This window comes from Phycicoccus sp. HDW14 (assembly GCF_011383005.1).
GTDB lineage: Bacteria > Actinomycetota > Actinomycetes > Actinomycetales > Dermatophilaceae > Phycicoccus.
In genome coordinates, this window is record NZ_CP049935.1 from 2,499,047 (window position 1) to 2,516,432 (window position 17,386).

A 17,386-nucleotide genomic window follows, 5' to 3' on the forward strand; every position below is an offset into this window, starting at 1 on the left:
CGCATGAGCCGAGCCGACCCACCCCGGGTCCTCTACAGCTTCCCGCACACCCTCGGGGCCCCGGGGATCGGCACGACCGCGGCGGCGCAGGTCCGGGGGGCGCTCGACGCCGGGGTGCGGCTGACCGTCGTGTGCACGTCGTCGACGGCCGACACCACGGGCGCCGACCTGCGCACCACCCTGACCCTCCTCGGCCACCGCGTCCCCCACCGCGTCTTCGTCACCCCGCAGCGGGCCTACGACCACCACGACCGGGCGGTCGCGGCCCTGCTGGCCCGCGAGGACTTCGACGTCGTCCACACCTGGCCGCGCTCCTGCCTGCGCACGCTCGCCACCGCCCGGCGGCGCGGGGTGCCGTCACTGCGCGAGGCGCCGAGCCCGCACACGCGCAGCGCCCTCGAGGAGGCGCGCCGCGCGGCGGCCGAGTGGGGCCTGGAGCTCCCGTCCGACCACTCGCACGCGTACGACGAGGACCTCATCGCGCGCGAGGAGGCCGAGTACGAGGCCGCCGACCTGCTGCTCGTGCCCTCCGACTACGCCCGCGGCACGTTCGAGCGCGCCGGGCACCCGGCCGACCGGCTCGTCAGCTCGCGCTACGGCTACGACCCCGGGCGGTTCCGACCCGCCGACCGGGCCCCGGGCACCCGGCGTCCCCCGACGGCGGTCTTCCTCGGCCGCGGCGAGCCCAACAAGGGGCTGCACGTGGCCCTCGACGCGTGGTTCGGCTCGGGCGCCCCCGAGCGTGGGGGCCGGTTCGTCGTCGCCGGTTCGCTGTGGGCGCCGTACGCCGAGCGGCTCGCCGACCGGCTGGCCCACTCGAGCGTGGAGGTCGCCGGCTTCGTCGACGACACCCCGGCCCTGCTCGCGGCCTCGGACGTGCTGCTCCTCCCGAGCTGGACCGAGGGCAGCGCGCTCGTCACCTATGAGGCGATGGGCAGCGGGTGCGTGCCGCTGGTCTCGGACGCCACGGGCGCGCCGGTGCTCGACGGGGTCGACGGGTTCGTGCACCGGGTGGGCGACACGGCGACCCTCACCGCCCAGCTGAGCGCGCTCTGGGACGACCCGCTGCTGCTCGAGCGGACGCGCGAGGCCGTGCTCGCCCGGCGCGATGAGCTGACCTGGGCCGCGGCCGGCCGGCGCCTCGCGGAGGTCTACCGCTCGGTGCGCGACGGGGAGCCCGCCGGCTGACCGGAGAGCACCCGGCGGGCGTTGGCGGAGTAGAAGCGGGTCAGCAGGTCGGGCTCGAGGTCGAGCCCGCTGATCTGCCACCGTCCGGCGTGCGGGACCTCGCCGGCAGAGTAGGGGAAGTACTCGTCGTCGGTCTCGGCGAGCCGGAAGTAGATCTCGACCTCCTCGCGCCGGAACGGGAAGACGTCGGTGCCGAAGAGCACCTGGTCGGGGTGCTGGGCCACGAGCCGGGCGGCCGCCCGGGGCTGGCGCCCGAGCTCGGCGACCCGGGCCGCGATGTCGACGACGAGGTTGGGGTGGCGCCCGAGCATCTCCGAGACGCGGCCGAGGTCCTCGGTGCAGGCGGCCACGTGGGCCGCGACCCACTGGGTGCCCCCGTGCCGCTCGACGACCGCCTCGAGCGAGTCGAGGAGGCGCTCGCGCCACGACGGCCCGAGGGCGGCCCACGACGACCCGGGGTGGCGCCGCAGCTCCTCGAGGCGCTCGTTGTGGCGGTCCATCGGGAGGAAGAACGCGAGCGGGTCGGCGACGTGGACGAGCACCGGCACCCCGAGCTCGCCGGCCGCGGCCCACAGCGGGTCCAGGCGCGGGTCGTCGGGCAGCACGCGGTGGCCCGTGGCGTCCGTGACCTGCAGCCCGAGGTCCTTCCACACCTTGAGGCCCCGGGCACCGGCGGCCACGGACTCGCGCAGCGACCGCGCGAGCCGCTCGTCGGCGTCGCGGTGGCGCAGCAGCTCCCAGTCGACGTGGCAGAAGGTCGCGAAGCGGTCGGGGTGGACCCGGTCGTAGCGCTCGAGGTTGGCCTCGAGCTCGGCGCCCCAGCGACCGTCGAGGTTGACGACGGTGGCGATGTTGCAGGCGTCGAGGTCGGCGACGAGCGCCCCGACGTCGGGGGCCATCCAGCCGCCGTCGCGGGTCAGCCAGCGTCCGAGGTGGTTGTGCACGTCGACGGCCGGCACCGCCGCGGCGGGCACGTGGTGCTCGGGGAGCGAGAGCAGCGAGCGCGGCGCGAACCGGTCGAGGCGCGGCAGCGGGTGACGGGCCCGTCGAGCACGGTTGCGCACCGCCCGGGCCACGCGCCTGGCGTCCACGGTGCACGTCCTCCCCTGCGCTGAGCTGTCCTCGCCAGACTAGCGGAGGGGGTCCGTCCGCCACCGGCGTTCGGGGCGAGCGGGGCCCCGATGCGCCACGCGGACACCGGGCCCCGTGCGATGATCCCCCGTGTGACAGAGGGTGAGCCGCCGGACCTGCTCGTCGTCACGGTCACCTGGAACAGCCGCGAGGACCTGCCGGGCTTCGCCGAGTCGTTCGGCCCCGCCGTCGGCGACCTGCGCTGGCACCTCGTCGTCGCCGACAACGCCTCGAGCGACGGCACCCCGAGCTCGCCGAGTCGCTGCGGTGGCCCGACGGCGGCACCGTCCGGGTCCTGCGCACCGGCGGGAACCTCGGGTACGCGGGAGGCATCAACGCGGCCCTGCGGACCCTCCCGCCCGACCTGCCGCTCCTCGTCGTCAACCCCGACCTGCGCTTCGAGCCGGCGTCGGTCGTCCGGCTCCTCGAGGCGTGCACCTCCGGGTCGGCCGACATCGCCGTCCCGGCCCAGGTCGACGGCCACGGTTCCCCCCTGCCGACCCTGCGCCGGGCCCCAGCGTGGCGCGGGCCTGGGGCGAGGCCGTCCTGGGCGGCCGGCGGGCGGGCCGCAGCGCGCGCTGGGGCGAGATGGTCACCGACCCGGCCGCGTACCGGCAGCCGACGTCCGCCGACTGGGCCTCGGGCTCGGCGCTGCTCCTCGGGCCGGCGGCGCGACGGGTCGTCGAGCCGTGGGACGAGCGCTACTTCCTGTACTCCGAGGAGACCGACGCCGCGCTGCGGGCCGGCGACGCCGGACTTCGCGTGCGCCTCGTGCCCGACGCCGTCTGCACGCACCTGCTCGGCGACTCGCACACCCACCCGCAGCTCTGGGCCCTCCTGAGCGTCAACCGGGTCCGCCTGTTCCGTCGGCGGCACGGGGCGCTGCCGACCGCCGCCTTCCGGCTCGGTCTCGTCGTCGGCAGCGGGGTGCGGCTGCTCACGACCCGCGACGCCACCCACCGGGCGGCCCTGCGCTGGCTGCTCACGCCGTCGGCCCGCTGGCCGCGGCTGGTGCGCGGGGTCCGCGGCTCCTGAGGGGTCCCAGGGCCGGCGGGGTCGTGGACCTCGCCTCAGCCCTGGGCGGCCCGGTCGGCCTCCGCGCGCCACGCCGTCCGGCGCGAGGACCGGGAGGCGACCTCGGCCGCGACGGTCAGGGCGAGGTACGGCACCGCCGCCGGCGCCAGCCACGGACGCCGCAGCACGACCCCGGCCCACGCCAGGCGCGAGCTCCCGCCACCACCGCCCGAGCCGGCCGAGGCGCCCGAGGCGTCGGGACCCGCGGCGCCGTCCCGCCCGCGCACCTCGCGGTTGCCACGCCGGACGCGGACGAGCCGGTGGTACAGCTCGCGGGTGCGCCGGGGCATCCGCACCCGGACCGTGACCTCGTCGACGACCCGCTTCTCGTGCGGTGCGAAGAGGCCGTCGAGGAAGAGGTCGTCGGCCACGAGCTCGGGGAACGGCCCGAACCGGCTGCGCCCCTCCTCCGAGAGCACGGCCACCCCGCGCCCGAACAGGCTCGAGGCCATGACCGGTAGGTGCTGGTGGACGGCCGCGTAGGCCCGGACCGGCAGCGCGCACCCCCGGACGTCGAGGACCCGTCGGGGCGCGACCGCGAGCACCCCGGACCCGAGGGCGGCCACGAGCCGCAGCAGGTCGTCGGCGGTCAGCTCCATGTCGGCGTCGAGGTAGGCGCGGGGGAAGGTGGTGGCCACGGCGTCCCCGGCGTTGAGGGCGTCGGTCTTGCCCGGGGCGGTGCGCTCGACGACGACGGCCCCGTGGCGACGCGCCACGGCCGCGGTGTCGTCGGTGCAGCCGTTGGGCACGACGACGAGCTCGAGCGGGGGGTCGTGGCGCAGGGCGTCGAGGCAGCGGCCGATGACGCTCGCCTCGTTGTACGCGGCGATCACGACGCTGACCACAGCGGCTCCCTCCACGTCCACGGGGCGCGAGTCTACGGTTCCCGGTCGGCGGTCGTGGTCACCTCGGGGCGTGCACCCGCTGCTGGGCGTCGAGGAGCCCGAGGGTCACCAGCTCCTCGACCGCGTCGGTCGACTCGTCGAGCAGGAACGGCAGCTCCTTGCGCTCGGTGGGCGAGAAGTCGCGCAGGACGAAGTCGGCGGGGTCCATCCGACCCGGCGGGCGACCGATGCCGACCCGCACGCGGTGGTAGTCCTTGGTGCCGAGCGAGGACGAGATGGACCGCAGGCCGTTGTGGCCGCCCTCTCCCCCACCGCGTTTCAGCCGTACCGTGCCCGCGTCGAGGTCGAGCTCGTCGTGGACGACGACGAGCCGCTCGGCCGGCACCGAGAAGAAGGACAGCAGCGCCTTGGTCGGCCCGCCCGACTCGTTCATGTAGCAGGAGGGGACGGCGACGACCGCCGGCGGCCCGGGGACACCGCCCGGACCGGTGCCGATGCGTACCTGGGCGGCGTGGGCACGGGCCTTGTGGGTGCGCAGCATCGTGCCGGAGCGGCGCGCCAGCTCCTCGACGACCATCGCGCCCACGTTGTGGCGGTTGCCCGCGTACTGGGGCCCGGGGTTGCCGAGCCCGACGACGAGCCAGGGTCCGGAGTCGGTCACGGCGACGATCATGCCATCCGCGCCGGGGACGCCGACGGGGCCCGGTCCGTGCGGACCGGGCCCCGTCGTGGGTGCGTGCTGTGGGTCAGCCCTCGTCGGAGGACTGCTCGGCGTCGCCCTCGGCGGCCGGCGCGTCGCCCTCGGCGGGCGCGGCCTCGGCGGCCTCCTCGTCGGACTCCTCGCGCTCGATGCCCGCCTCGGCCTCGGCCTCCTCGAGCTCGGCCTCGAGCTCCTCGGCCGTGACCTGCGCGGTGACGTTGACGACGAGCGCCTCCGGGTCGGTGACCAGGGCGGCACCGGACGGGAGGGCGAGGTCGCCGGCGTGGACCTGGGTGCCGACCTCGGCGCCCTCGACCGAGTGCGTGACGGACTCGGGGATGTTCGTCGCCTCGACCTCGAGCTCGATGGTGCCCATGACGGTCGTGACGACGGTCTCGGGGCGGCGTCGCCCTCGAGGTGGACGGCGACCTCGACGGTGACCTTCTCGCCCTTGCGGACGACGACGAGGTCGACGTGCTCGATGACCGGCTTGATCGGGTCGCGCTGGACGTCCTTGGCGAGCGCCAGGTGCTCCTTGCCGTCGATGACGAGGGTGAGCAGGGCGTTCGTGTGCTTGAGGGCGAGCATCGACTCGTGACCCGGGAGGGTGATGTGCACGGGGTCGGTGCCGTGGCCGTACATGACGGCGGGGATCTTGTTGTCGCGGCGGATCTTGCGCGCGGCGCCCTTGCCGAACTGGGTGCGCTGCTCGGCGACGAGCTTGGTTTTGTCGGACACGGGGTACTCCTGGGGTGGGTCTGGGAACGGACGGACGTCGGTCCTCGACGCGGGACGTGGCACCGAACCGGCGCGCGACGGGCCCGCGGACCCCCGGGGGTCTGCGCGCCGCCAGCGTCGATCACGGATGGTCTCGGGCCCTGCGGCCCTCCCGGACCCCATCGTCCGGTGCGACGTCCCTCGCCGAGGCAACCCCGAGAGTCTAGGGGACGGCCGGGCCCGCCCCGAAATCGAGGCGGCGGCCGCGGGCGGTCAGGCGACCGGCGACGGGAGGTCGACGTCGGCGGACGCGGGCTCGGCGCCGGACTGCCGGCGCTCGCCCAGCCGCACCGCGGCGACCCCGGCGAGGATGACGACCCCGCCGACGAGCTGCCAGGCGCCGGGCAGCTCGCCGAGGACCAGCCACGCGAACAGCACGGCGAAGAGCACCTCGGTGAGGCCGACGAACGAGGCGAGGGTCGAGCCGAGGTGGCGCGCACCGAGCACGCCGAGGACGTAGGCGACCGCCGCGGCCACGACGACGAGCTCGGCGAGGGCCAGCCAGGCGGGCGTCGCGTGGCCGGCCACGTCGACCCGCGCGGAGCCGGCGACCATCGGGATGACCCCGGCGGCCCCGACCACGGCCAGGAGCACGGCCCCGGCGCCGAGGCCGAGGGCGGCGAAGGTGAACGGCGGCAGCGTGGTCTCGCGCGCGGCGAGCACGTAGTGACCGGCGAGCCCCGCGGCGGCGAGCAGGCCCCAGGCGACGCCGACGAGGTCGGGCGTGGCCTGCCCGGTGACGTCGAGGACGAGGGCCAGCCCGACGAGGGCGAGCACGATGCCCACGCCGGTGAGCCGGTGCGGGGCCCGGCGGGTGATGACCCACACGGCGAGGACGACGAGCACGATGCCGAGGTACTCGATGAGCAGGGCCACGCCGACGGCCAGCCGCTCGACGGCCTGGAAGTAGCCGAGCTGGGCGGCGGCGACGGCGAGGCAGCCGTACAGGCCGACCAGGGGCAGCTCGCGGACGACGGCGCGCAGGCGGTGGCGCACCTGCCAGAGGCCGACGGGCAGGAGCAGCGCGGAGGCCCCGGCGATGCGCAGGAGGACGACGGCGCCCGGCGACCAGCCCGCCTCGATGAGCGACTTGGCGAACGGGCCCGAGGTGCCGAAGGCCGCGCTCGAGAGGACGAGGGCGAGCAGCCCGACACCGACGTGCCTGCGCACGGCCTCGACCACGACGACCTCCGGCTGCTGGGGCCCGTGTAAGGACCAACGTATGATGACGGTCATGACGCTAGCCCCAGGTCCTGTCAGGAGTCAAGATGGTCTTCACTGCTGACACGGACCTCACCCTCGCCCACGCCGCGGCCGTCGCGAACACCGGCCCCGGGCTCGGCGCCGAGGACCGCGAGCAGCTCGCCGACCTCGGCGACCTCCAGGCGTGGTTCGACCGGTGGGAGTGGACCGGGCGCCGGCCCTCGACCCGCGCCGAGCTCGACGCCGTCCGGGCCCTGCGGCCTCGGCTCCGTCGGCTCTGGACCCTGCGCGACGACGCGCTCGTCGAGGAGGTCAACGCGCTGCTCGCCGAGGGCGGGGCACTGCCGCGGCTGGTCCGGCACGGCGACATCGGGTGGCACGTCCACGCCACCTCCGACGACGCCCCGATCGCCGAGCGGATCTCGGTCGAGGTGGGGATGGCGCTGGTCGACGTCATCCGGGCCGACGAGGTCGACCGGTTGCGGGTGTGCGCCGGCGAGGACTGCGAGGACCTGCTCGTCGACCTGTCGCGCAACCGGTCGCGGAAGTTCTGCGACGGCACGTGCGGCACCCGGGCGAACGTCGCGGCCTACCGCGCCCGCAAGGCCGCCGCCGACTCCTGAGCGTCGCGGTGGCTCAGGCGCGGCCGCCGAAGAGGCTGGTCACCGACCCGTCCTCGAAGACCTCCTTGACCGCGGCGCTGATGAGCGGGGCGATCGAGAGGACGGTCAGCCCGTCGAACTCCTTCTCCGGGGCGATCGGCAGCGTGTTGGTGACGATGACCTCGCGCGCGGCGCAGGCCTGCAGGCGCTCGACCGCCGGGTCGGACAGGATCGCGTGGGTGGCGGCGATGACGACGTCCTTGGCGCCGTCGGCCATCAGCGCGTCGGCGGCCTTGGTGATGGTGCCGCCGGTGTCGATCATGTCGTCGACGAGCACGCAGACCCGGCCCCTGACGTCACCGACGACGCGGTTGGCGACCATCTCGTTCGGCCGGTTGATGTCGCGGGTCTTGTGGATGAAGGCCAGCGGCGCACCCCCGAGCCGCTTGGACCACTGCTCGGCGACCTTGATCCGGCCGGCGTCGGGCGAGACGACGGCGAGGTCCTCGTCCCCGTAGCGCTGGGCGACGTACTCGGAGAGCACCGGGATGGCCATGAGGTGGTCGACCGGTCCGTCGAAGAACCCCTGGATCTGGTCGGTGTGCAGGTCGACGCAGATGAGCCGGTCGGCGCCGGCCGTCTTGAACATGTCGGCGACGAGGCGCGCGCTGATCGGCTCGCGGCCGCGGTGCTTCTTGTCCTGGCGGGCGTAGCCGTAGAACGGCATGACGACGGTGATCCGCTTGGTGCTGGCCCGCTTCAGAGCGTCGACCATGAGCAGGTGCTCCATGATCGCCTCGTTGATCGGGTTGGTGTGGCTCTGGATGACGAAGGCGTCCGAGCCGCGCACCGACTCCTCGAAGCGCACGTAGATCTCGCCGTTGGCGAAGTCGTAGGCGCTCGTCGGGACGAGCTCGGTGCCCAGCTGGGCGGCGACCTCCTGGGCGAGACCGGGATTGGCCCGTCCGGAGAAGACCATGAGCTGCTTCTTCGGCCGCTTGCGGATGTTGGCCGAGGGGGGCCGGTTGCTGCTGCTCACGGGGTGGGGTCCTCCGGGGTGGGGTCGGTGCTCGGGCTCTGCTGGGCGGCGCGGGCCCGCGCGGCGGCCTCCGCGGTGCGGGTGCCGGGACGGGCGCGCTCGACCCAGCCGTCGACGTTGCGCTGGCGGGCCCGGGCCACCGCGATCTGGCCCGGCCCGACGTCCTGGGTCAGCGCGCTGCCCGCGGCGACGTAGGCCCCGTCGGCGATGTCCACCGGGCTGACGACGACCGTGTGGGAGCCGACGAAGCTGTGCGCACCGACGCTGGAGTGGTGCTTCGCGACGCCGTCGTAGTTGGCGAAGATCGTGCCGGCGCCGATGTTCGCGCCCTCCCCGATCGTGACGTCGCCGGCGTAGCTGAGGTGCGGCACCTTCGCGCCCTCGCGGATGTCGGCGTTCTTGGTCTCGACGAAGCCGCCGATCTTGCCGCGCGCCCCGAGCCGCGTGCCGGGTCGCAGGTAGGAGTACGGACCGACCACCGCGCCGTCCCCGATGACCGCGAGGTTCGCCACGGCCCGGCTGACCTGGGCCCCGGCGCCGACCTCGGTGTCGGTGAGGGTGACCTCCGGTCCGACGACCGCACCCTCGCCGATGCTCGTCGCCCCGAGCAGCTGGGTGCCCGGGAGCACCGTGGCGTCGCGCCCGATGCTGACGTCGACGTCGACCCACGTCGTCGCGGGGTCGACGATCGTGACGCCCTCGCGCATGTGCCGCTCGCAGACCCGGCGGTTCAGCTCGCGGCCGAGCTCGGCGAGCTGCACCCGGTCGTTGACGCCCTCGGTCTGCCACGGGTCGTCGATGACGTGGGCGCTCACGGCCCGCCCCGTCTCGCGGGCGATCTGCACGACGTCGGTGAGGTACTTCTCGCCCTGGACGTTGTCGGTGCCGACCCGGGCCAGCGCCTCGCGCAGGAGGTCGGCGTCGAAGGCGTAGATGCCGGAGTTGATCTCGGTGAGCTCGCGCTCGGCGGGGCTGGCGTCCTTCTGCTCGACGATGCGGGCCACGTGGCCGTCGGGGTCGCGCACGACGCGCCCGTAGCCGCTGGGGTCGGCGAGGTGCGCCGTGACCACCGAGACGGCGCTGTCGGAGGCCGCGTGGGCCTCGGCGAGCGCGACGAGGGTCTCGCCGGTGAGCAGCGGGACGTCGCCGTAGGTCACGAGCACGGTGCCGGTGAGGTCGGCCGGCAGGGCGTCGAGGCCGCACTCGACCGCGCGGCCGGTGCCCTTGACCTCGTCCTGGTCGGCGATGACGAGGTCGGCGTCGAAGGCGGCGCAGAACTCGACGACCCGGTCCCGCTCGTGACGCACGACGACGGAGACGTGCGCGGCCCGGGTGGCCCGGGCGGCGCGCACCGCGTGGCCGAGCAGCGTGGTCCCGCCGATGCGGTGCAGGACCTTGGGGGTCGAGGACTTCATCCGCGTCCCCTCGCCGGCGGCGAGGACGATGACGGCGGCCGGTCGGGTCGCGTTCACGCGCTGTGCTCCAGGTGGGATCGGTGCCACGGGCCGGGCGCCATGCTACCGCCGGGCGAGGGGCGCCCCGCCCGCCAGGGTGGGGCTCGCGCGACCGGGCCCGGCGCCCTCCCGGGGGCGGGCGCCGCGGGTCAGGGCCGCGGTGTGCCGAGCCCCGGGCGCCCCGCGCTCCCGGCCGCCCGCACCGCGGCCCAGCCGGCCCGCTCGAGCGCGGTCTCGGGCTCGCCGGAGATGCGCGGCGGCATGACGACCACGGGGCACCGGGCGGCGTAGACCAGCCGGTGGGCGAACAGCGGCGCCGAGGCGATCGAGCGCGGGGCGTCGACGACGAGGAGGTCGGCGTCGCGGGCCGCCTCGAGCAGGGCCCGCCGGCGGTCGCCCCGCACGACGCGCAGGTCGACGCCGTGGTCGGGGCCGAGCACCGCCGCCACGTCGGAGACCAGCCGGCTCATCGCCTCGTGCTCGGTCTCGGTGCTCGACGGGACCCGGGCCGCGGTCGTCCCCGACGGGGTGGCCTGCGGCCCGGTCGTGCGCCAGGCCCGGACCGCGACGACCCGGCCGCCGCGCAGGGCGGCCTGCTCGTGGGCCCAGCGCAGCGCGGTGGGCGAGGCGGAGCCGGGGCTGACCCCGACCACGACCGTGTACACGGCGTCACTCATCGCGAACCACCTTCTCTCACACCGGGAGCTTGACGGTCTCGTTGCCGTCCTCGTCGTAGCTCGTGAGCGGTGGCGCGATCTCCTCGAGGCTCTTGTTCTCGGCGTCGACACCCCACACGTGGGCGACGAGGGCGCCGATGAGCATGATGCCCGTCGCGATGAGGTAGCCCCAGAACATCGGGGTGCGGTCCTTGCCGTCACCGATCAGCCAGCCGTAGAAGACCGGGCCGATCGCGCCGAAGACCTGGGCGATCGCGAAGAAGTAGGAGATCGCCTGACCGCGCACCTCGAGCGGGAAGATCTCCGAGACGGTGAGGTAGCCCGCGGACGCACCGGCCGAGGCGAAGAAGAACGCGACGCACCAGAACGCCGTGTGCGTCCCGGCCCCGATCGCGTCCTGCTGGAAGAGCCACGCCGAGATCGCCAGCACGACACCGGCGAACGCGTAGCAGCCGGTGATCATCCGGCGCCGCCCGATCGTGTCGAAGAGCGGACCGAGGAGCAGCGGCCCGAGCAGGTTGCCGATGGCGAAGGGGAAGAAGTACAGGGCGGCCTCGGACGGCGACTTGTCGTAGAAGTTCTGCAGGACGAGGGCGTAGGTGAAGAAGATCGCGTTGTAGAGGAAGCTCTGCGTGATCATCAGGGTCGCCCCAGCACCGTGCGGGTGGGGTACATCTGGAAGAAGACGTAGGAGAGCTGGCGCGGGGTCAGGCCCTCGCGCGCCTTGATCCACATCGCGTCGGCCTTGGAGTGCTCGGGAAGCTCCTTGCCCGCGGCGCGCACCTCGTCCTCGAGCGCCGAGACGACCTTCTCGGCCTCCTCGCCCTTGCCGTGGGTGACCATCCACCGCGGGCTCTCGGGGATGTGCCGGCGCAGGTAGATGATGCCGAGGCCGAGGACCGGGCCGATGAAGAAGGCGATCCGCCAGCCGATGTCCTGGCCGAAGCGGTCGGTGTCGAGCAGGATCGTCGAGGCGAAGGCGCCGATCGCCGCGCCCGCCCAGTAGGTGCCGTTGATCGCGAGGTCGACCCGGCCGCGGAAGCGGCCCGGGATGAGCTCGTCGACGGCGGAGTTGACGGCCGAGTACTCGCCGCCGATGCCCATCCCGGAGATGAACCGGAAGACGAGGAACATCCACATGTTGGGGGCCAGGCCGGCGGCGGCCGCGGCGACGAGGTAGAGCGCCAGGGTCAGGGTGAAGAGCTTCTTGCGCCCGAGGGTGTCGGTGAGGCGCCCGAAGATGATCGCGCCGAACACCTGGCCGACGAGGTAGACCGTGCCGGCGAGGCCGACGTCGGCAGCGGTCATGTCGAGGGTCTTCTCGAAGCCCCCGGCCGCGACGATCTGGGCCTCGAGCCCGTCGAGGATCCAGGCCGTCCCGAGGCCGAAGATCACGAGCCAGTGGAACTTCACCCACGGCATGTCGTGCATGCGCGCCGGGATGAGGCTCCTGACCGGCTTCTCCTCCGTCTGCGTCGTCTCCGTCGTCGTCACAGCAGGTCCTTCCAGCAGGTGGTCCCCGAGCGGCCCGTCGTCCGGGCCACCAGCGAACGTAGACCCGTCGTGGACGCCGTGGAGGTTCCGGTGCAGGTCAGGTGCCTGCGGGTCCTGCCGTGGCCGCCGGCGACCCCGCCCCGGACGTCGAGGCGCCCCCGTCGGGCAGGGGCCGACGGGGGCGCTTCGGGACCGGGCGGGCTGCCCGCGGGGGTGGTGTCCCCACGGGCGGCGCCTCAGGGGCGGCGGGTGACGCGGACGGACTCGCCGGGCACGTCCGGACGACGGGGGCGGTCGGTTCGCGTCTTGGAGCGCACGTCGACCGCGATGCCGGCGGCGAAGACGCCGAACGCGGTCCATCGAGCCCACACCGGGAGGTAGGGAGCCATCGAGCCCAGGCAGAGGAGCAGCGCCATGAGCGCCACCGCGAGGTAGAGGAGGGACCAGAAGGTCCAGCGCAGCGCGAGCGTGACGGTCTCCATGGTCATGTCCCTGCTCCTCGCACCCGGCGCCACGATCCTGTGGCCCAAATATGGCCGATCGGGGGGTCGGAAACAACCGTTCGGACGATGCGCTCGGCCTCTTGTCTCACCTTCGACAGGGCAGGCGTCCCACCCACCCCACCCGTCACACGACAGGTGTGACGCCCGTCACATCCGGCCTCGTCGGGGTCACCCTCGCATCCCCGGGCTGACCTGCTGACTCGACCGCCCGGACCCGCCGGGAGGCGCGGAGGTCCTGTTACCTTCCTGAGATCTTCGGTGTCCGTCGCTTGCGGTCCGGCGCCGGGACTCGCCTACCGTCGACAGCGACCGAAGAGGGTAACGACCCGGGCGGAACCGCGCAGGCAAATGCGTGGATTTCCGGACGAACCGTCAGAGATCTCCCAGGATTCTCGTTCCCCTCCATGCCCCGGCGGGTACACCAGCACACTGAAGTCCGAACGTGTTGGTGACCGCCAGGTCGTTGGATGACCAGTTGTGGCGGCGTGGTGCAGGGGCGCCGCCGTCACGTCGCTGGTTCCGTCGGCCAGTACCGAAGGAGCAACACCGTGACTGCTCTGTCACGTATCGCATGTCCCCTGCCCACCACCCCTCCCGCCCGCCGGGTTGCCGACCCCCGGGAGCTCTCGTGCTGACCCGCCGCCTCCTGTCCGTGACCGCGGTCACCGCCGGTGTCCTCGCCGGAGGCTCCGGCCTCGTGGCCCTCTCCGCGAACCACGAGCCGTCGGCGACGTCCGACACCCGCTCCGTGGCCGCGGCCCCCGCCAAGGCCACCGACACCGTCCGGGACACCACGGCCACCGAGCCGACCACCACGCCCGCGACGACCAAGGCCAAGCCCGTCCGGGTGCCGACCAAGAAGGCCACCCGGTCCACCACCGGCACCGCCACCTCGCGGGCGGCGACGAAGGGCCGCTCGGTCACCTCGACCGGCTCCGACTCGGGCCGCTCGGTCGCCGCCGGCTCCGCCAGCGGCCTCCAGGCCCACGGCATCGTCGTGCGCAGCACGAAGAAGCCCACCCCGGCCCCGGTCGTCCCGGCCGGCACCACCTGCGACCTCAAGCCGTCGGCGTCGACGACCGGTGCGACGGGCACCCGCTCGAACAGCTCGGTCACCACGCTGACCAGCGGCCAGACGCTCGCCAACGTCAACGTCAAGAGCCTGAACATCAGCGGCAGCAACGTCACGGTGCGCAACGTCAAGGTGACCGACGGCATCCTCGTCACCGGTGACAACGTGACGATCAGCCACGTCACGACGCCGGACATCGGGATCTCCAGCGCCCGCCACGTCCTCGTCGAGTACACGAACATCGGTTTCAGCCAGAACGACGCGATCCACGTCACCTCCGACCGCGGTCGCCAGGTGCAGGACGTCACCCTGCGCTACAACTACCTCCACGACCCGCGGCCGCCGGCCGACGCGCACTACGACGGCACGCAGGTCCGTGGTGTCAACGGGATGAAGGTGTCCTGCTCGGTCTACGACGCCGGCAAGTACACGAGCCAGCTCAACGCGGCGATCTACCTCGAGGACGCCAACGGTGGGAACTCGAACGTCACGCTCGACAGCAACTGGCTGTACGGCACCGGGATCTCGCTGTTCATCGACCCCTCGGTGAACACGGTGGCCACGAAGAACCGCATCGGCGGTGACCTCCACTGGGGTCCGTGCTACCAGAACTCGAAGTCCAAGTACACGAGCTCCGGCAACGTCTGGGACGCCACCGACAAGGCGGTCAACCTCTGCGGCAACGGCTGACGCCTGCCGCACCCGAGGGCTGAGGCCCTCTCGACCCGGAGCCACGCGGACCACGCACGACCGGTCCGCGTGGCTCCCCGGGTAGGAATCGAACCTACGTCGCGAGTCCTGATTCAAAGTCAGGCGGGCCCTACCAGCAGACCAACCGGGGACTGCCGCCCTCGGGGCGGAGGCTCCGATGGTATCGGTGCGACGCTCGTCCCCCGGCCGCACGCGGCCGGGGGACGAGCGCGTCAGCGGTGGGCGAGGCGCAGCTGCCTGCGGCCCCGTCCGGCTGACGCGCCGGGCGAGGTGCTGAGCACCATCGGCGCAGGGTTCCCGGCGCGCACCGAGCCGGAGGCCGCACGCCAGAGGTCGGCGGCCGTCAGCTCGGGTACCTCCCGGCTGACCGCGATGCCGCGGCTGCCGAGGTGGGTGCAGATCATGGCCTGGTGGTCGTCCACGTGCTCCGCGAACGAGGCCCGGCGCGGCGTCATCACCGGGACCTTGCCGGCGTCGAGCGCCGTGAGGGCCGACCCGATGCCGCCGTGCGCGATGACGAGGTCGGCCTCCCGGATCGCCGTGCGCAGCTCGGCGGCCGGGATCTGGTTGCGTCCGTCGACCCCGAGGCCGCTGAGGTCGGTGGCCCCGGTCTGCCAGAGGACCTCGGCGTCGGCCGCCGTGACCTCCGGGAGGATCCGGACCAGCCGCTCGACCGCCCGACGGAACCCGTACTCGGGCATCGTCCCGAGGGTCACGACGACCCGGCGCAGCGCCCGCGGGCTCTGCGCGACCGGTCCGGGCTCGAAGCCGTCGAACAGCGACCCGCGGTAGGTCCAGGCGCCGGTGGCGAGCTCCGGGTACTGCGTGAACAGCTGCGTGCCGGGGATGCGGCTGACGATCCGCCCGGTGAGGCTCGGACCGGACGCCCGCGCCGCGCTCTCGATGTAGTGGCGCGGGATGCCGAGGCTCTTGGCCGCCAGGAAGAACGGCACCGCGATGCCGGCGCCGGTGGACACGACCGCCTGGTAGCGCCCGGAGCGGAGGATGCGCACGGCGTCGGGGAGGGCCCGGGCCGAGGCCTTGAGGTCACGGGGCCGGATGTAGCCGACGTGGTGCACGACCTCGTCGCGCAGCAGCGAGCGCGACTGGTCGCCGTCGAACGTGGCCCACTCGACCTCGCCGACCGAGCCGGCGAGCCGGCCGCGCATCCGCATCATCTGCTCGAGGTGGCCACCGGTGGAGGCGACGAGCAGCGTGCGCATCCCGGAGCCACCGGAGGCGGCGTCGGGCGCGACCGGGGTGGTCGGGGTGGCCTGCCGGACCGGTGCGGTGCGGTCGGTGACGTGGGGGACGGAGACGTCGATGGCCATCAGTAGGCCCCCGTCCCTCGGACGACGGCTCGCACCGTGCGCAGGAGGATCTGCGCGTCGAGGGCGAGCGACCAGTTGTCGACGTAGGACAGGTCGAGCCGCAGCGAGTCGATCCACGACAGGTCGCTGCGCCCGGACACCTGCCACAGGCCGGTCATGCCGGGTCGCACGCGCAGCCGACGGACGGCGTCGGGCTCGTACGCGTCGACCTCGCGGGGCAGCGGCGGGCGCGGCCCCACGAGCGACATCTCGCCCCGCACGACGTTGATCAGCTGCGGCAGCTCGTCGAGGGAGTAGCGGCGGAGGAAGGCCCCGACCTTGGTGATGCGCGGGTCGCGGCGCAGCTTGAAGAGGACGTCGTTGCCGTCGTGGGCCTCGGCGAGGACCGACAGCTTCGCCTCCGCGTCGGTGACCATCGTGCGGAACTTGACGATCGGGAAGATGCGGCCGCCCTCACCGACGCGGTACTGCCGGAACAGCGCCGGGCCGGGCGAGTCGCGACGGACCGCCAGGGCCACGAGGCCAAAGAGCGGCGCGAGGGCGAGGAGGGCGAAGAACGCGACGACGCGGTCGAGGGCCATCTTCAGCCGGAAACGCCACCCGCTGGAGACCGGGCGCTCGAGGTAGAGCATCGGCAGGCCGTTGGCCCGGCGGAGCGAGAGGCGCGGACCGGCGACGTCGATGATGCCGGGTGCGACGAGGAGGTCGACGTCGCGGTGCTCGAGCGCCCATCCGAGGCGCTGCAGCGCACGACCGGCGATCGAGGAGCTGCTCGCGATCGCGACGACCTGGGCACCCGTGGCGTCGACCGCCCGGAGCGCGTCGTCCTCGACCCCGAGCACGGGGACGTCGGCGAACTCCGGTGAGCCGAGCACCGGGTCGCTGGGGTCGGTGACGCAGACCCCGAGCACGCGCAGACCCGTCGTGGCGGGGTCCTCGGCGATGCGCTGGGCGGCGTCGCGGACGGCCCGCGGGTCGCCGACGAGGATCGCGGAGCGCAGCGACTCGCCCTCCCGGCGGGCCCGTGCGAGCCGGCGACGCAGCACGTACCGGCCCCCGATCGTGCCGGTGACCATGAGCGGCACCGACACGAGGAGGACACCGCGCGAGAAGTCGAGCTGCAGCGCGAACGAGACGAACGCGATGAGCGCGACGAGCGTGACGCCCGAGCGCACGACCGCGCGGTACTCGTCGGGTCCGGCCCCGAAGAAGCGGAACACGTAGGCGCTGTTCTTGGCCAGCACGAGCAGCCAGACGGCGGACACGGCGATGACCGTGGTCTCCATCGCGGTGCTCGAGCCCCAGAGTGCCGCTTCCTCACCGAGGAGGAACTCGCGGACCCAGAGGCCGGCGACGAGGCAGAAGATGGCCACGGCAGCGTCCGCGACGACCAGCTGGGCGCGGTAGCGCCGCTCCCACTGCGTCGGCGCACTGCTGACGGGCGTGTGGCCGTAGTCGGCCAGATCGATGTGTCGTTCGACGAGTGGCGGCGCAAAGCGCACACCACTCCCCTGCAAAATGCTCATGAAACCGTCGACCCCTGCAAATCGATGGTATTCAAGAAGACGAGTTCCGTCTGCTCGCG

16 protein-coding genes, 1 tRNA gene and 1 pseudogene are annotated in these 17,386 nt (G+C 73.7%); 4 read left to right on the forward strand and 14 right to left on the reverse strand.

The genetic code is table 11. From position 1 onward, the window contains the following. Positions 1-3 precede the first annotated feature (3 nt). Complete coding sequence (locus G7075_RS12195) at positions 4-1,188, forward strand: glycosyltransferase family 4 protein (RefSeq protein ID WP_166122129.1); 1,185 nt, start codon at positions 4-6, stop codon at positions 1,186-1,188. Here the strand turns inward: G7075_RS12195 and G7075_RS12200 are convergent. After that, positions 1,152-2,279 carry an amidohydrolase family protein gene (locus G7075_RS12200; RefSeq protein WP_240917578.1) on the reverse strand — a complete coding sequence of 376 codons (1,128 nt, stop codon included), beginning with the start codon at positions 2,277-2,279 and terminating at the stop codon, positions 1,152-1,154. The two genes, G7075_RS12195 and G7075_RS12200, sit on opposite strands and share 37 nt — an antisense overlap. Positions 2,280-2,838: 559 nt before the next feature. On the opposite strand from G7075_RS12200, the gene G7075_RS12205 reads away from it, so the two are divergent. Beyond that, positions 2,839-3,354, forward strand: coding sequence for a glycosyltransferase family 2 protein (locus G7075_RS12205; protein WP_166122131.1), 516 nt, complete (start codon positions 2,839-2,841; stop codon positions 3,352-3,354). Positions 3,355-3,389: 35 nt separating this feature from the next. Here the strand turns inward: G7075_RS12205 and G7075_RS12210 are convergent, their stop codons facing one another. From G7075_RS12210 to G7075_RS12225, 4 genes and pseudogenes are all read right to left on the reverse strand, one after another. Next, positions 3,390-4,238 carry a glycosyltransferase gene (locus G7075_RS12210; protein WP_166122133.1) on the reverse strand — a complete coding sequence of 283 codons (849 nt, stop codon included), beginning with the start codon at positions 4,236-4,238 and terminating at the stop codon, positions 3,390-3,392. Positions 4,239-4,296: 58 nt separating this feature from the next. Next, complete coding sequence (pth, locus tag G7075_RS12215; RefSeq protein WP_166122135.1) at positions 4,297-4,911, reverse strand: aminoacyl-tRNA hydrolase; 615 nt, start codon at positions 4,909-4,911, stop codon at positions 4,297-4,299. A 73-nt stretch (positions 4,912-4,984) separates the two neighbouring features. After that, a pseudogene (locus G7075_RS12220) lies at positions 4,985-5,676 on the reverse strand (50S ribosomal protein L25/general stress protein Ctc). Between the two features lie 252 nt (positions 5,677-5,928). Then, entirely contained in the window at positions 5,929-6,951 is a 1,023-nt protein-coding gene (locus tag G7075_RS12225; protein WP_166122137.1) for an EamA family transporter, read from the reverse strand. A gap of 32 nt (positions 6,952-6,983) precedes the next feature. Between G7075_RS12225 and G7075_RS12230 the strand changes: the two genes are divergently transcribed. Next, on the forward strand, positions 6,984-7,541 hold the full coding sequence (locus G7075_RS12230; protein ID WP_166122139.1) for a CGNR zinc finger domain-containing protein: 558 nt from the start codon (positions 6,984-6,986) through the stop codon (positions 7,539-7,541). Positions 7,542-7,554: 13 nt separating this feature from the next. Here the strand turns inward: G7075_RS12230 and G7075_RS12235 are convergent, their stop codons facing one another. The 6 genes from G7075_RS12235 to G7075_RS12255 form a co-directional block, all read right to left on the reverse strand. Then, positions 7,555-8,559, reverse strand: coding sequence for a ribose-phosphate diphosphokinase (locus tag G7075_RS12235; RefSeq protein WP_305849777.1), 1,005 nt, complete (start codon positions 8,557-8,559; stop codon positions 7,555-7,557). Continuing rightward, positions 8,556-10,031, reverse strand: coding sequence for a bifunctional UDP-N-acetylglucosamine diphosphorylase/glucosamine-1-phosphate N-acetyltransferase GlmU (gene glmU / locus G7075_RS12240; protein ID WP_166122141.1), 1,476 nt, complete (start codon positions 10,029-10,031; stop codon positions 8,556-8,558). The genes G7075_RS12235 and glmU overlap by 4 nt, the downstream gene beginning before the upstream one ends. Before the next feature lie 131 nt (positions 10,032-10,162). Beyond that, positions 10,163-10,690: a universal stress protein gene (locus G7075_RS12245; protein ID WP_166122143.1), complete on the reverse strand. Its 528-nt coding sequence runs from the start codon at positions 10,688-10,690 to the stop codon at positions 10,163-10,165. 16 nt (positions 10,691-10,706) lie between these two features. After that, positions 10,707-11,330, reverse strand: a complete 624-nt coding sequence (locus G7075_RS22845; protein WP_371814063.1) for an MFS transporter — start codon at positions 11,328-11,330, stop codon at positions 10,707-10,709. Beyond that, entirely contained in the window at positions 11,330-12,184 is an 855-nt protein-coding gene (locus tag G7075_RS22850; RefSeq protein WP_371814064.1) for an MFS transporter, read from the reverse strand. Before G7075_RS22850 ends, G7075_RS22845 begins: the two co-directional genes overlap by 1 nt. A 236-nt stretch (positions 12,185-12,420) precedes the next feature. Then, a complete protein-coding gene (locus G7075_RS12255) occupies positions 12,421-12,672 on the reverse strand; it encodes a hypothetical protein (RefSeq protein ID WP_166122145.1) in 252 nt (83 codons plus the stop codon). 667 nt (positions 12,673-13,339) lie between these two features. On the opposite strand from G7075_RS12255, the gene G7075_RS12260 reads away from it, so the two are divergent. After that, positions 13,340-14,449 carry a right-handed parallel beta-helix repeat-containing protein gene (locus G7075_RS12260; protein WP_166122147.1) on the forward strand — a complete coding sequence of 370 codons (1,110 nt, stop codon included), beginning with the start codon at positions 13,340-13,342 and terminating at the stop codon, positions 14,447-14,449. 70 nt (positions 14,450-14,519) lie between these two features. Here G7075_RS12260 and G7075_RS12265 read toward each other — a convergent pair. The 3 genes from G7075_RS12265 to G7075_RS12275 form a co-directional block, all read right to left on the reverse strand. Further along, a tRNA-Gln gene (locus tag G7075_RS12265) sits at positions 14,520-14,601 on the reverse strand. Between the two features lie 81 nt (positions 14,602-14,682). Continuing rightward, positions 14,683-15,801: a glycosyltransferase gene (locus G7075_RS12270; RefSeq protein WP_205860489.1), complete on the reverse strand. Its 1,119-nt coding sequence runs from the start codon at positions 15,799-15,801 to the stop codon at positions 14,683-14,685. Next, positions 15,801-17,327, reverse strand: a complete 1,527-nt coding sequence (locus G7075_RS12275) for a sugar transferase (RefSeq protein WP_166122150.1) — start codon at positions 17,325-17,327, stop codon at positions 15,801-15,803. The genes G7075_RS12270 and G7075_RS12275 overlap by 1 nt, the downstream gene beginning before the upstream one ends. Positions 17,328-17,386 lie beyond the last annotated feature (59 nt).